Origin of the sequence: Janthinobacterium sp. SUN118 (assembly GCF_030397695.1) — a bacterium.
Taxonomy (GTDB): Bacteria; Pseudomonadota; Gammaproteobacteria; order Burkholderiales; family Burkholderiaceae_D; genus Janthinobacterium.
On sequence record NZ_JAPUBV010000001.1, the window covers coordinates 312,660 to 327,002 of the forward strand.

Consider the following 14,343-nt stretch of genomic DNA (forward strand, 5'->3'; position numbering starts at 1 on the left):
GCCTGAAAGCCGCGCCATCCGCAAGGGTGGCGCGGCTTTTTTACGTCAGTGCGCCAGCGGCACGGGCAAGTCCGGCATGGGCGCCATCGGCGGCGCGGTTGTCGTGCCGGGCTTGATGCGGGTCAAAAAAAGCACAGGCCCAGACCATGCACAAGCGGGTTGGCAGGAAATGCAGGTCTATTTGATGTGCATCAAAATGCATTGTCGCTTGCCAGCCATAATGGAAGCGAACTCCTGGCCCTTCCAGTGGTCTGCATCGGCGTCGACACCATCGTGTTCGACACATCCTTGTGTGACGCAACAACACCGGACGTGGCGGGAGTTCACTCCTCACGCCTGCGCGTGCTTGTCCTCTTTCTCCGCCCAGCGCAGGCGGATGGCGTCGATGGCGGGCAACTGCCCGATGAACAGGTCGACCAGGTGCGCATCGAAATGGCTGTCCTGCTGTTGCTGCAGGTAGGCGACGGCGTCCGTGACGGGCCAGGCGCGCTTGTACGGGCGGGCCGAGGTCAGTGCGTCGAAGACGTCGGCCACGGCGACGATGCGGCCCGCCAGCGGAATGTCCTCTCCCGCCAAACCGCGCGGATAGCCGCTGCCATCCCATTTTTCATGGTGACTGAGGGCAATCTCGTGCGCCAGCGCCAGCATGCCGCCGGGCGCGTGCTGGCCGATGATGTCGGCACCGATGCCTGCGTGCGTCTGCATGATGGCCCATTCGTCCGCGTCGAGCTTGCCCGGCTTTTGCAGGATGCGGTCCGGGATGCCGATCTTGCCGACGTCGTGCATGGGCGCCGCGTGCAGCAGGTCGTCCGCCTGCGCCTCGTCCATGCCGGCGGCCACGCCCAGCAGGCGCGCGTAATGGCTCATGCGGATCACGTGCAGGCCCGTTTCATTGTCCTTGTATTCGGCGGCCAGGCCCAGACGCTGGACGATCTGCAGCCGCGTTTCCTTCAACTCGTCGATGCGCACCAGCGACAGGTGGGTGCGCACGCGGGCGCGCACGATGGCGGGGCTGAGCGGCTTGGTGATGTAGTCGACGGCGCCGGCCTCGAAACCGCTGAGTTCGTCGCGCATGTCGTTGAGGGCCGTGACAAAGATGACGGGGATGGCGCGGGTCAGGGCTTCGGCTTTCAGGCGGCGGCACGCGTCGTGGCCGCTCATGCCGGGCATCATCACGTCGAGCAGGATCAGGGCCGGGCGTTCCTGCCGCGCCAGTTCCAGCGCGCGCGCGCCATCCTTGGCGAACAGCAGCGCGTAATCGTCCTGCAAGATCTGGCGCAGCAATTGCAGGTTGGCCGCTTCGTCGTCGACGACCAGCAGCAGGGGCTTGTGCGGGCGTAGCACATTCATGGGGACTCCCGTTCGAACGATTGCAGCACGTCGTGCAACAGCGACTGTGCCAGGGAAAAGTCAAAGTCGTCGATGGCGTGCACGAGCGGCGCCAGCCGGGCCGCTTGCGCGCCCATGGCCTGCTGCAGGCGGGCTTGCGCCGCGTCATCGAGTTCGCCGCGCCGCAGGGCTTGCAGCAGCGTGCCGGCCGCTTGCCGCACGGCGGGGAGATCGCTGGCGTGCAGCGCCTCGGCCTTGGCGGCGGGCGGCGCCAGTCTGGCGATGGCGGCCAGGGCCGCCGGCCATTGCGTCAGCAGGGCGCCCACGGTTTCGTCCCGCTGCTGCGCCGGGGCGGGGCCGGACGTGGCGCACAGCTGTTCCAGCGTCGCCAGGCTCGCCGCCAGCTGCTCCAGCCCCAGATTGGCCGCCACGCCCCGCAGTTTGTGGCTGAGGGCCAGGATCGGGGCTGGCGAGCCGGCCTCGATGGCGGCCAGCAGCGCCGGCGGCAGGCGCGGATGCTCGCTGGCGAAACGGAGCAGGGCGCCGCGGTAGGCGCTCTCGTTGCCGGCCCAGCGCTGCAGGGCGCCCGCATGGTGCAGCACGCGCCGGCCCGCCGGCGCGGCCGGGCCGGCGCCAGCGTCGGCCGGGTCCGCGTCCAGGCCCAGCACGCGCGCGATTTCATGCGACAGGGCTTGCCATTCGACGGGCTTGGTGGCGAAGCCGTCCATGCCGGCCGCCAGCGCCGCCTTGCGGTGCGCGGCCAGCACGCTGGCCGTCATGGCGATCACGGGCACGCGCGCGCGGCCGTCGCGCAGGGCGGCGGCGCGGATCGCCTGCGTGGCGGCCAGGCCATCCATGCGCGGCATTTGCAAGTCCAGCAGCAGTACGTCGAAATCGTGCTGCTGCGTCATCTGCAGGGCCAGTTCGCCATCGCTGGCCGTTTCCACCGTATGGCCGCGCTTGCGCAACAGCAAGCACAGCAGTTCCAGGTTTTGCGGCACGTCGTCGGCGGCCAGCACGCGCAGCGGCGGCAGGTGCACGCTGCGCCGTTCGCTGGCGGGCAGCGCCTGCTGGCGCGCCGGCGCCAGCGGCAGCATCACGTGGAATACACTGCCGTGCGGCAAGGCGGCATCGGCCCAGATGCTGCCCTGCATCAGGGTCACCAGCTGCTTGCTGATGGTGGTGCCCAGGCCCGTGCCGCCATAGCGCCGCGTGGTCGAGGCGTCCGCCTGCACGAACGGTTCAAAGATGGCGTCGCGGCGCTCGGCGGCGATGCCGATGCCGCTGTCCTGCACCAGCAGGTGCAGCTGGCCATTGTCGCGGCGGGCGGCCAGGCTGACGGCGCCGCTGGCCGTGAACTTGATGGCGTTGTCGAGCAGGTTGCCCAGTACTTGCCGCATGCGCAATTCATCGCCATGCAGCAGGGCCGGCAGTTGCGGGTCGTACTGCACCTCCATGCGCAAGCCCTTGGCGCGCGCATGGATGCCGTACGTGGAAGCGAGTTCGTCGACCAGGGCCAGCAGGCTGTAGTCGCGCAGTTCCAGCGCCACCGCGCCTTTGTCCAGCTTGGCCGTGTCGAGCACTTCATTTAGCAGGCGCAACAGCGAGCGCCCGGACTGGCGTACCGTGTCCAGGTGGCGCCGCTGTTCCGGCGTCAGCGGCGAGTCCAGCAGCACGTCCGTGAAGCCGAGGATGGAATTCATCGGCGTGCGGATCTCATGGCTCATGTTGGCGACAAAGCTGGCCCGCGTGGCGGCGGCCAGCTCCGCTTTTTCCTTGGCCATGCGCAAGTCTTCCTCCATTTGCCGGCGCTCGCTGATGTCGAGGATGACGCCGTCGACCCAGCGCGCGGCCGCTACCGGATCGTGCACGACGGTGCCGCGTTCCCACAGCCAGCGCAGGCGGCCGTCTGCGTGCTGCAGCCGATATTCGAGCAGGTAGGGTTCGCCGCTGGCGACGCTGCGGTTGAAGACGTCGACCACGTAGGCGCGGTCTTCGACGGCGATCAGGCCCGTGATGGTGCGGCGCGGCGTGGCGCCGAGGAAGTCGGCCGGCGCATAGCCGGTGATGGCTTCCACGCCGTCGCTGATGAACAGCATGGGCTGGTTTTCTGCCGTGGTGCAGCGGAACGCGATGCCGGGCAGGTTGCCGACCAGCGAGCGCAACTGCTGTTCGCTTTCGCGCAGGGCGGCCAGCATGGCGCGCCGTTCGCTGATGTCCGTAATGAACAGCACATACAGGTCCTGGTCGGCCAGGCGCGCGCTGGCCATCGAGCGCTGCACGGCCACCGGGGCACCATCCTTGCGCAGGTACATGATTTCCTCGCTGGCGTGGACGGCCTCGCCTTCGCCCGTGCGCAGGTAGTGCAGCAAGCCGTGCCGCTCGGACTCGCGCACATCGCTGACCAGCACGCTGACGTGGCGGCCGAGAATATCGGCCTGGCGCCAGCCGAGGATGCGCTCGGCGGCGCCGTTGAAGTCGACGATGTTGCCCGCCCTGTCGATGGTGATGACGCCGTCGACGGTGCTCGTCAGCAGGGAACGCGTCCAGTTTTCGCTCTGGTTCAGGTGGCGGAACAGTTCGCGGTAGCGCAGCACGCCGACGGCCGAGGCGACGAAGATGGTTAGGGCGACGGTGAGCAGGGTCACGCAGACCACGAGCATGGGGCGGTTCGCATCGGCATCGTTGCCAGGAGGAATAGTGCCGACGAAGCGGGCCGCATACATGCCCATGTAATGCATGCCAGAAATTGCGCTGCCCATGACGCAGGCGCTGATCAGGTTGCGCTGCGACGGCCCCAGGGCCGCGCTCCAGCCGCGCAGGCCGAAGCGTATCCACAGGGCCAGCGTGGCCAGCACGACGGCAACGAGCAAGGACAGCGCGAACAGCAGCGGCTCGTAGCGCAGCGACAGGCCGACGCGCATGGCGTGCATGCCCGTGTAGTGCATGGCGCCGATGCCCAGGCCCACCAGCAGCCCGCTGCGCAGCAGCAGCGGCGCCGAGACGGCGCGCCGGCTGATGGTGGACAGGGCCACGAACGAGGCCGCCACGCTGGGCACGATCGACAGCAGGGTCAAACCCGGGGCATAGTCGACGCTGGTGCACAGGTCGAAGGCCAGCATGCCGACGAAATGCATGGCCCACACGCCGCAGCCGAGGGCCAGGCTGCCGGCCAGCAGGCACAGCAGATGCAGCTGGCGGCTGATGCTAGCCTGCGCGCGGCTGTAGACCGTCATTTGGAAGGCCATCCACGACGTGAAAATGGCGATCACGACGGACAGCAGCACGAGGCCCGGCTCATACAGGCCGAAGTGCAGCAGGGCCGGATCGGCGGGAAGGCGGAACAGCTGTTGGACGCTGGCAGGTATCATCGTAGGCAGACTGGTAGAGCGTCGTGGCGCTGGAATCAAGGTACGGCAAGGTTCGGGGCCGGTCGCCGCGACAGGTGGTCGGGTGGCCGATGCGGATTACCTTACCAGATTTCCGGAAACAAATATCTTAATTGTAATTATTTTGTCTGTCGTGCAATGCATCCGACGGCAGGAAAGTGGCGTACCCGCCTTGCCGTGCCCATGGAATTGCCGTGTCGGGAGGAAAGTTGCAACTGGGAATTGTGTGGTTTTTCTGCAAAGTGCGACAGGCGTGCCGCCGTCATGCTACATTCGCGCCCTGTTTTTTCTGAAAGGATGACGATGCCCTCAAGCAGCAACTTCTTGCAGCATAATCAGCAAGCCTGGGATGCCCAGGCTGCACAGAACAGCCCGTGGTCGCAGCCCGTCGACAGCGCCACCATCGCCGCGGCGCGCGCCGGGCAGTGGCAAGTCCACCTGACGCCCGGCCCCCTGCCTGCCGGCTGGCTGGGCGACGTGCGGGGCCAGCGCATCCTGTGCCTGGCCGGCGCCGGCGGGCAGCAGGCGCCCGTGCTGGCCGCCGCCGGGGCGCACGTGACCGTCTTCGACCTGTCTGACCAGCAACTGGCGAAAGACCGCATGGTGGCCGAGCGCGACGGCTTGCAGCTGGCCACCGTGCAGGGCGACATGCGGGACCTGGCCTGCTTTGCCGATGCCGGTTTCGATGTCATCGTCCATCCCGTGTCGAACCAGTATGTGCCCGACATCGCCCCCGTGTGGCGCGAATGCGCGCGCGTGCTGGCCGATGGCGGCGTGCTCTTGAGCAGCTTTTTCAATCCGGCCGTGTTCATCGGCGACCGCGACCCGCAATGGGCGCGGCAGGGCTTGATACGCCCGCGTTTCGTGCTGCCGTATTCGGACGTGGAGGATATGGCGCCGGACGCGCTGGCGGCGCGCATGGAGAGGGGCGAGGCGCTGCTCTTCGGCCATGGCCTGGACAGCCAGATCGGCGGCCAGCTGGCGGCGGGCTTCGTGCTGGCGGGCTACCACGAGGAAATGCATCCCCACCCGCGCTTTGAAATTGAAAAGTACCTGCCCAGCTTTATCGCCACGCGCGCCGTCAGGCTGGCGCGCGCGGCATAGGCGTTAATTGTAGGGCTGCAGATCGAGCCAGACGGCGTATGACAAACGCTTGCCATTCCACAGTCCGCCGCCGCGGATGACGGCGTCGCACGAGGTCAGCTGGCCCACCAGGTCCTGGCGGCCCAGGTTGCGGCGCAGGCGCAGCGCGTCGTTGTGCGACAGGTAGCCGACCAGCTGGCCATCGATGAAGACGGCGATGGCCTTGTCCTGGAACGGGTTGGCGTCGTCGCAGACGAGCAGGGCCAGGCATTTTTCTTCCGCGTTGCCGGGGCCGTGCTCGCCGGCCAGCTTGGCGATGGCGGGCTGGTACATCGATTCGTTTTCCACTTCCGAGGCAAAGCGGCCGCCATCGCTCCAGTGGTGCGCCGGTGCGCCCGCAGGTATCGCCGGCACGTACTGGCGCACCGAGACGAGTGGCTTGTGCAGCGGTTTGACGGGCGTGCGGCCGCTGAAGACGTAGTACAGCAGGGCGATGACGATCACGATGGCAAGCAGGTAAAGCATGGTATCTCTCTGATTTCTGATGGGGAAGCCGGGGGCGCGGGCGTACTGCGCGCCGCTGCCGCTACTATAGCAAGTTCGCCGCCTGCTTCCGGGTAAATCTGGCCATCAGGTGGCGGCGCCGGCGCAGTGCGCGCGGGTCGTTCAGCACGATGGGCGAGGCGCCCGTCAAGCCCGAATAATACTGGCCGTGCCGGCGCAGGACGGCGGCATAGTCGCGCGGCGCGTGGCCCTGCGCCAGCATGCGCGCGTCGCAATCGACTTCGATGGCAAAGCGCAGCCGGTGCAACTGCCACCACAGGGGCAGGTTCCACGGCATGAGGATAATCAGGGCGTAGGCCAGGGCCAGCCATTGCGGGTCGCGCGCGGCCAGCCGGCATTGCTCATGCGCCAGCAGCAGCGCCTGTTGCTGCTGCGGAATCAGCGACAGCCAGACGGGCATCACGATGCGCGGCCGCAGCAGGCCCGCCACGCAGGGACCGATGCCGCCGCTGAGGAAGACGGGCGCGCCCAGCAAGCTGGTTTTTTGCCAGCGCCGCTGGTGCGACAGCAGCCAGGCGCTGCGCAGCGCCAACATCAGCAGCATGCCGCCCGATAACATGAACCAGGCCAGTTTCAGCTGCGACTGTGCCGGCGGCAGGGCCGCCAGCACGCCGGGCAGCCATGGCAGCGGCAGCAGCACGGACGCGGCCATCGCCGCCAGCCATGGCCAGCGCGTCCGGCGCCCGCGCCGCCGCAGCATGCGCTCGGCCCGCCAGGTGCCCGCCGACAGCAGCAGCGCCAGCGCGAGTGTGAATAGCAGCCAGGCTGGCACCGGTCGCCTAGCGCTTCAGCGCCATGCCGACGGAGGCGGGCGCCGTGTGCTTGAAGCCAAACTGCGCGTACAGGTCTTGCGCCTGGCCATCGGCGATCAGGCTGACATACGCGCTTTCCGGCACGTCGCTGTCGATGAACTGGCGGATTTCGCGCATGATCACCTTGCCCAGGCCTTTGCCCTGGTGGGCCGGCAGCACGGCAATGTCGACCACCTGATAGAAGCAGCCGCCATCGCCGATGACGCGCCCCATGCCGACCACCTCGTCGCCATGCAGCACTTGCACGGCAAACAGGGAATTGGGCAAGCCCCTGGCGGCCGCGGCCGCGGTCTTCGCGCTCAGGCCGGAAGCTACGCGCAGGTGCTGGTAAGTGGCGGCCGATGGAATGGCAAGGTGGGTGGTGTAGGGCGATGCTGCGCTCAAGGCGGTCTCCTGTGAATTTGTGGTAACGGCAATTATAGGCGGCGATCACCGCCAGGGGCGGCACGCTTTATTTGTCGCGGGTATTCTGTCCGCGCCGCTTTTGCGCTATGGTGGCGCCATCCACCCATTTGTTGAAAGCACGCCATGTCCGCAGGATTTACCGCCACCGAGTTGTCCGTCGTCAATGAAGACGACGCCCTGATCACCACCCTGGCCGCGCCGGCCGGCAAGGGCGAGCCCGTCTACCTGATGCTGCAGCGCGCCGATGACTACGACGAGCAGGACGTGGCGCTGGGCATGGACGAGCCGTATATCGAGTACTGCGGCCAGGAGTTCGCGTGGTATGGCCACATGCACGCCGTGATCCTGCATCCGAACCGCCTGTCCGTGCAGATGGATGCGGAAGCGGCCATGCAGATGGACGACGACGGCCAGATCGACGTGCGTTTCAACTTGACGCCCGAGCGCTACGCCCAGCTGCAGCAGGCGCTGCGCACCACATTCGAGGGCTGCGACTACTATCGCGAGGAACGTTGATCTGCGTGGACGGCGCCGGTCGCGGTGTCGTCTATGCTCGATAGCGGGTATGGAGTGGGGGAGAAGACGATGACTGTGCTGATACTCGGTTTGCTGTTGTTCCTGGGCTTGCACTCGGTGCGCATCGTCGCCGACGGCTGGCGCGGCGCCCAGCTGGCCCGCCTGGGCGAGCGGCGCTGGAAGGGCGTCTATTCGCTGCTGGCCCTGCTGGGCCTGGGCTTGATCGTCTGGGGCTACGCCCTGGCGCGCCAGCAGCCGCTGGCGCTATGGACGCCACCGATGGGCTTGCGCCACGTCAGCGGCCTGCTGATGCTGTTTTCGCTGATACTGCTGGCGGCGGCGAACGTGCCGCGCAACCGCATCAAGACGCTCGTGCACCACCCCATGCTGCTGGGCACGCAACTGTGGGCCGCCGCCCATCTGCTGGCCAATGGCACCTTGGCCGATGTGCTGCTGTTCGGCGCTTTCCTCATCTGGTCGTCGGTCGACCTGTATTCCGCCGTGCAGCGCGACCGCGCGGCCGGCGCCGCATACCAGGGCGGCACGCTGAAAGGCACCCTGGCCGCCATCGGCGCCGGTGTCGCGCTGTGGCTGCTGCTGGCATTCTGGCTGCACGGCGTGCTGTTTGGCGTGCGGCCGTTTGGCTATTGAGGAGGAGGAAAAAAATGGATCCAGCGATGGAGATCGCCTTGCGTGGCCAGCTGGTCGAGCTGCTGCCGCTGCAGCCCGAGCACGGTCCGCAGCTGCTGCAGGCGGCCGCCGATGGCGAGTTGTGGAACATGACCGTCACCGTCGTGCCTGGCCCCGACAGCATGGCGCGCTACATCGCCACGGCCATCGAAGGCCGGCGTGCCGGCACGGTCATGCCCTTCGTCATCGTGCAGCGCGCCACGGGCGCCATCGTCGGCAGCACGCGCTTCTGGAAGATCGACCGCGTCAACCGCAAGATGGAAATCGGCCACACCTGGCTGGCCGCCTCGGCGCAGCGCTCGGGCGTGAACACGGAAGCGAAATTGCTGCTGCTGACGCACGCCTTCGACGCCATGCACGCCGTGCGCGTGCAATTGACGACCGACGAACTGAACGAGAAATCGCGCGCCGCCATCCTGCGCCTGGGCGCCGTGCAGGAAGGCATCGTGCGCCACGAACGCATCATGCCCGACGGCCGCAAACGCAATTCCGTGCGTTTCAGCATCATCGATACGGAGTGGGCGGGCGTGAAGGCGGGCCTGGAGCACCGGCTGGGGCGCTGACAAGTTCAGGGTATTGCCGGATATGGCAGGCACGAGAATGGCTTGTACCTTGCATAAGGTAGCTATGCCGGCGCTTCTTGCGTGTCTCCGCCAGCATGGCGTTGTGCCGAGTCCCGGCCGGCGTCATGGTCGGGGGCCTGCTTTGCTGTCGCCATGCGGCATTGCTACATGGCAGGTATTGTCGCGGGTGGATGGCCGGTGCTCCCGTTTCCTCGATCGGCGCATGCGCGATGCCGGCTGGGTTCGATTCCCAGGGGAAGCCTGGCCTGTCGGCCTGGCTCTCCTGTTGCCGCTGGGCGTAGTTTGCAATAGATAGACTTGGCGTTTATCGCGGGTGTCCATGCCGGTCATTCTCGCAGCCGTAACATCCAGCACCCGCATAAGCGGGTTTTTTTATGCAAGCTTATATTTCGAGCTTTGCTTCACGTATTATTTATGGCTGATTGCATTATTTCAGGAGAGGGCATGAATGCGCAGATAGGCGATGTGGTGATTGTTTATGGTATGGGACAAGATGTCTATACGGTGACGGGTCTTTGGCCGGATGATAAAGTGGTTGCCTGCATCGACGATGCAGGCAAAGAACACAACTTTGTGGCTTCCGATCTTCGGATCGTCCGGTGCAAGGATCAGACCGCGTTTGACGCGATCATCAGCCATGTCCATGATTTTTATGATTCGTTGCACAGTGTCCAGGCTGCCGAAGAAGCGGCCAAACAAAAATTTGATGAGTATCAAGAGTTCGTGCATAGCGAAATCCGGCGAATCGGACCGCTTCTGAATGATGCCTCGGTCACCTTGCTCCTTGCCGAGCTGGCTCTGGACTCAGCCAAGGCAGCTGCAGCGACATCACACTCCAAACTCATAAATGGCTACGCAAGAGAACAGCGCGCCTTCACCGCAATGAAAGGGGATTACGAGTTGTTGAGCGATGTTCTGGCCGCCCTCTATAAAAGGGTGGGGCGGTGATAAGGCATCTGACCGTGTCCGTTTGCTCGCAGCATGGAGCCGGTCAGATTATCTGCGTGCCAGCCGGCCGAACGTTTTCTGAACGAGGCGATTAATCCCCCGTCCATGCATCGTCAGTGCGTAATGGGCCGCGGTTTTTATCGGGTTTAATGGGGAGTGGCTGGACAAGAAAAAAGCCACTAAATCCTTGATTGCATGGGATTTAATGGCTCTATCGGTATCTCTTTGATGTGTTCTGTGGTGCCGGGAGCCGGAATCGAACCGGCACGCTGTTTCCAGCGCGGGATTTTGAGTCCCGTGCGTCTACCTATTCCGCCATCCCGGCAACGCGAGACGCATTATCACTGATTTGTCACAATCCGGCAAGTTTTTTGCTTGGCGTGTGTTTTGCATAAGCATTCCGCAATGCTTGTTTGCGGGTATGATCGGCGGTATTCCAAGCCCGATGCCGGCGCCGCAGGCCGGCCTGACGCATGAGACACAAGAAGATACGCGAAATTATCCTCGGCAAGCCGCTCGACCCGATGAAGGTCGAGACGCGCCATTCGATGGCGCTGGTGGCGTTCCTGGCGTGGGTGGGACTGGGCGCCGACGGCCTGTCCTCGTCGGCGTATGGCCCCGAGGAAACCTTCCGCGCGCTGGGCGAGCATGCGCACCTGGGCCTGTACCTGGCGCTGGCCACGGCCGTCACCGTCTTCATCATCGCGCTGGCCTACAACCAGGTGATCGAGCTGTTTCCCACGGGCGGGGGCGGCTACCGCGTGGCCACCAAGCTGGTGGGCCCGTACATGGGCCTCATTTCCGGCTGCGCGCTGATCCTCGACTACGTGCTGACGATCGCCATCTCGATCGCCTCGGGCGTCGATGCGCTGGCCTCGTTCCTGCCGCTGGGCTTCCAGCCCTACAAATTGTGGGCCGAGATGTTTTTCATCGGGCTCTTGATCATCATGAACTTGCGCGGGCTCAAGGAGGCGATCCAGATCCTGCTGCCCATCTTCATCGGCTTCGTCATCACGCACCTGGTGCTGATCGTCTACGGCGTCATCGCGCACGCTTCGCACCTGCCCGAATTGCTGCCCGTGACCATGGCCGAGACGAAGGCGCTGGCCGGCAGCATCGGCTGGGCCGGCGTGGCCGGCATGCTGCTGCTCGCCTATTCGCAGGGCGGCGGCACCTACACGGGCCTGGAAGCCGTCTCGAACAACGTCAACCTGCTGGCCGAACCGCGCGTGCGCACCGGCAAGATCACCATGCTCTACATGGCGCTGTCGCTGGCCTTCACGGCGGGCGGCATCATCCTGCTGTACCTGCTGTGGAACGCCACGCCCACGCCGGGCGAGACCCTGAACGCGTCGACCTTCAAGACCATCATCGCCAGCATGGGCCTGGGCGGCGAGATGCTCAACCAGGCGCTGCTGGTGATCGTGCTGGCCTTCGAGGCGGGCCTGCTGTTCGTCGCCGCCAACACGGGTTTCCTGGGCGGACCGTCCGTGCTGTCGAACATGGCGGCCGATTCCTGGGTGCCGCACAAGTTCCGCTACCTGTCGACGCGCCTCGTCACGCAGAACGGCATCGTCGTGATGGGCGTGGCGGCGCTGGCCATCCTGTTCTGGACGGGCGGCAGCGTGACCCTGCTGGTGGTGCTGTATTCGATCTCCGTCTTCCTGACCTTCGCCATTTCCCTGTTCGGCCTGTGCCTGTACTGGCTGCGCAACCGCGTGCCGGGCACGCACTGGCTGCGCCGCCTGCTGCTGTCGCTGGTCGGCTTCATCATCTGCGCCGGCATCCTGGTGATCTTGCTGTACGAGCGCTTCATGCAGGGCGGCTGGGCCACGGTGCTGATCATCGCCGCCATCGCGGCCCTGTGCATCGCCATCCGCCGCCATTACCGGCGCACCAAGCAGGCGATTTTGCAAGTGGACGAAGTCTTCGCGCACCAGCCGTTCGGCGCGAACACGGACCCCATCGTGCCGCTCGAGCCGGAGCCGGAAGCGCAGACGGCCGTGTTCATCGTCGGCACCTCGCGCGGCGGCGGCCTGCACGCGCTGCTGTGGGTGCAGCGCATGTTCCCTGGCCATTTCAAGAATTTCTTGTTCGTCAACGCGCGCACCGTCGATTCGCACGCGTATGGCGGCGAGGGGGCGATGGCGCAGATGCGCCAAGAAGCGGCCGACACGCTGGAATTCTTCGTCGACTTTTGCCACAGCCACGGCATGGCGTCCTCGTCCTACCTGGGCTTCGGCACGGACGCCGTCGATGAAATCACGAAACTGTGCGAAGCCATCAACGAGGAATTTCCCAATTCCATCTTTTTCACCAGCAAGCTGATTTTCACCACCGATAACTGGACCACGCGGGTGCTGCACAACCAGGCCTCGCTGGCCGTGCAGCGCAGGCTGCACCTGGAAGGCTTGCAGATGGTGATACTGCCGATGAAAGTATAAACGCCGCCCCAGGCGCACGTGCGAGGCACAGGCGCGGGACGGCGTTGTCGGTGCGGCAGGACTAGATTCAGTTATGTACCGAGTTCAGCTGGCGCGCGATGATGTCGTGGTTGAGCCAGATGACGGGCGCTTGCGGTTCCGACATGGCGTGGAACATCAGCGGGCCCGTGCCTTCCAGCACCAGCGAGCTCAGGTGGTCGGTGATCAGTTCCTTGCGGTCCTTGTGCAGCTTGGTGATGTCGTCCGAGGTGCCGATCATGACTTCGGCCAGCTCCGGCGTGTTGTCCATCGGCCAGGCGGCGAAGTTGCGGAACTGCACGCTGGTGGCGTCGCCATTGTAGGCGGCGATACGGTCGAGCAAGTCTTGCAGCGAGACGCCGTCTTCCAGCAAGCCCTGGCAGATTTTCCACTGTTCTTCGGCCCAGGCCGCGCCGCCTTCTTTTTTCAGCGCGTCGAGCAGGGGGAACAGCGACAGCTCCACGCCAACGAAGATGTCGGACGAGTTGGTGCGGATTTCCGGGCAGTTGAAGACGGTGGCCTTGATGCCTTTTTCCCACGCGGCCTTGGCCACGTTTTCCAGGCGCATCTTGGCCAGGCCTTGCGTGTAGTTGCTATACGTTTGCCACTGGTACTTGCCGTCGATCAAGATCTCGGTGCCGTGGTAGCCGTAGGCGCTGTAGCGCACCTGGCCGCCCGTTTGCTCGATGCGGGCGCGGATGGCGGCGCTGCCGTCGATCAGGTGCTGCAGGGTGTTGGCCGTGACTTCGTCGAAGTTCATCAGGATCAGCTTGCCCAGGTCGCTGTCGAGCAGGGCGCGCGAGGACATGAAGCGCTCGCCGCGGCCCTTGTAGATGCGGTTGGCGATGGCGAGGAAGACTTTGACTTTCGGAATGCCACCGGCCATGGTGTGGGCGAAATACACATTGCTGCCGTCAGGAATCAGGCTGTCCAGCTCGGCCATGGCTTTCGCCACGGATGCGCTGAAGCGGGCGATGCCGGCTTCGCGGCAGCGTTCGATCTGTGCCCAGTCCAGCTTGTCCTCTTGCCAGCTTTTCAGCGTCATGTCGGCCAGCAGGGCCGTCGGCGTCGGTTCGCCGGCTGGCGCGTCGAGGTCGAAACCGGCCATCAGCGGCACGTTGATGATGCGGCCGCCCAGGTTGGCTTCGGCTTCCGCCAGCTCTTCCGCGTTCAGCGGACGCAGCGCCATGTTTTCATCGCGGCGGCCGACCGTCATGCCGACGATATTCATGCCCGCCTTGCGCGCTTCGTCCAGCAAGCCATTTACATAGCCGCGGCCGAACAGCTCGCCGAACAGCACAAAGGTGTCGCCCTTGCGGAAGATATTTTTTTGCGGGATGTCTCTTAAGGACGTGATCTCGGTCATGGTGTCAATTCATTCAAAAATTAGCAGGGCAGGTGGCTGATGCTGCTGCCCGCTGGTTCAACATAGTTGTAAATTATGCGCCATTACAGTGGGGAAAATCATGTTGCGAACGATTCTCGTCTGGAACGGCATCTTCTTCTGCGGTGGAGCTCTTATTCTTTCGCCATGGCGTATTTTACGCTGCCGCCGCGCGCA

At 65.0% G+C, this 14,343-nt stretch carries 12 protein-coding genes and 1 tRNA gene; 6 read left to right on the forward strand and 7 right to left on the reverse strand.

Going from position 1 to position 14,343, the window contains the following annotated elements; all coding sequences use genetic code 11:
* Positions 1–330: 330 nt before the first annotated feature.
* Positions 331–1,350: an HD domain-containing phosphohydrolase gene (locus tag O0880_RS01495; RefSeq protein ID WP_289884683.1), complete on the reverse strand. Its 1,020-nt coding sequence runs from the start codon at positions 1,348–1,350 to the stop codon at positions 331–333.
* Positions 1,347–4,700 (reverse strand): MHYT domain-containing protein, encoded by a 3,354-nt coding sequence (locus O0880_RS01500; protein ID WP_289884685.1) that lies wholly within the window; start codon positions 4,698–4,700, stop codon positions 1,347–1,349. Before O0880_RS01500 ends, O0880_RS01495 begins: the two co-directional genes overlap by 4 nt.
* A 321-nt stretch (positions 4,701–5,021) precedes the next feature.
* On the opposite strand from O0880_RS01500, the gene O0880_RS01505 reads away from it, so the two are divergent.
* Positions 5,022–5,822 (forward strand): class I SAM-dependent methyltransferase, encoded by an 801-nt coding sequence (locus tag O0880_RS01505; protein WP_289884688.1) that lies wholly within the window; start codon positions 5,022–5,024, stop codon positions 5,820–5,822.
* Between the two features lie 3 nt (positions 5,823–5,825).
* Here the strand turns inward: O0880_RS01505 and O0880_RS01510 are convergent, their stop codons facing one another.
* The 3 genes from O0880_RS01510 to O0880_RS01520 form a co-directional block, all read right to left on the reverse strand.
* Complete coding sequence (locus O0880_RS01510; RefSeq protein WP_071321878.1) at positions 5,826–6,326, reverse strand: hypothetical protein; 501 nt, start codon at positions 6,324–6,326, stop codon at positions 5,826–5,828.
* Between the two features lie 64 nt (positions 6,327–6,390).
* Complete coding sequence (locus tag O0880_RS01515) at positions 6,391–7,137, reverse strand: M56 family metallopeptidase (protein WP_289884689.1); 747 nt, start codon at positions 7,135–7,137, stop codon at positions 6,391–6,393.
* A gap of 7 nt (positions 7,138–7,144) precedes the next feature.
* The gene (locus O0880_RS01520) at positions 7,145–7,561 is read right to left on the reverse strand and encodes a GNAT family N-acetyltransferase (protein ID WP_289884690.1); all 417 of its coding nucleotides are present in this window, start codon (positions 7,559–7,561) and stop codon (positions 7,145–7,147) included.
* A gap of 144 nt (positions 7,562–7,705) precedes the next feature.
* Here O0880_RS01520 and O0880_RS01525 point away from each other — a divergent pair, with 144 nt between their 5' ends.
* From O0880_RS01525 to O0880_RS01540, 4 genes are all read left to right on the forward strand, one after another.
* A complete protein-coding gene (locus O0880_RS01525) occupies positions 7,706–8,098 on the forward strand; it encodes an Imm10 family immunity protein (protein ID WP_071321881.1) in 393 nt (130 codons plus the stop codon).
* Positions 8,099–8,167: 69 nt separating this feature from the next.
* Positions 8,168–8,749 carry an NnrU family protein gene (locus tag O0880_RS01530; RefSeq protein ID WP_289884693.1) on the forward strand — a complete coding sequence of 194 codons (582 nt, stop codon included), beginning with the start codon at positions 8,168–8,170 and terminating at the stop codon, positions 8,747–8,749.
* A 14-nt stretch (positions 8,750–8,763) separates the two neighbouring features.
* Positions 8,764–9,351 (forward strand): GNAT family protein, encoded by a 588-nt coding sequence (locus O0880_RS01535; RefSeq protein WP_289884695.1) that lies wholly within the window; start codon positions 8,764–8,766, stop codon positions 9,349–9,351.
* A gap of 465 nt (positions 9,352–9,816) precedes the next feature.
* Positions 9,817–10,320: a hypothetical protein gene (locus tag O0880_RS01540; RefSeq protein ID WP_289884696.1), complete on the forward strand. Its 504-nt coding sequence runs from the start codon at positions 9,817–9,819 to the stop codon at positions 10,318–10,320.
* Between the two features lie 238 nt (positions 10,321–10,558).
* Here the strand turns inward: O0880_RS01540 and O0880_RS01545 are convergent.
* A tRNA-Leu gene (locus tag O0880_RS01545) sits at positions 10,559–10,645 on the reverse strand.
* Positions 10,646–10,793: 148 nt separating this feature from the next.
* Here O0880_RS01545 and O0880_RS01550 point away from each other — a divergent pair.
* Positions 10,794–12,764: an APC family permease gene (locus O0880_RS01550; protein WP_071321884.1), complete on the forward strand. Its 1,971-nt coding sequence runs from the start codon at positions 10,794–10,796 to the stop codon at positions 12,762–12,764.
* A 67-nt stretch (positions 12,765–12,831) separates the two neighbouring features.
* Here O0880_RS01550 and O0880_RS01555 read toward each other — a convergent pair whose 3' ends face one another.
* The gene (locus O0880_RS01555; RefSeq protein ID WP_071321885.1) at positions 12,832–14,148 is read right to left on the reverse strand and encodes a hypothetical protein; all 1,317 of its coding nucleotides are present in this window, start codon (positions 14,146–14,148) and stop codon (positions 12,832–12,834) included.
* Positions 14,149–14,343: the final 195 nt, after the last annotated feature.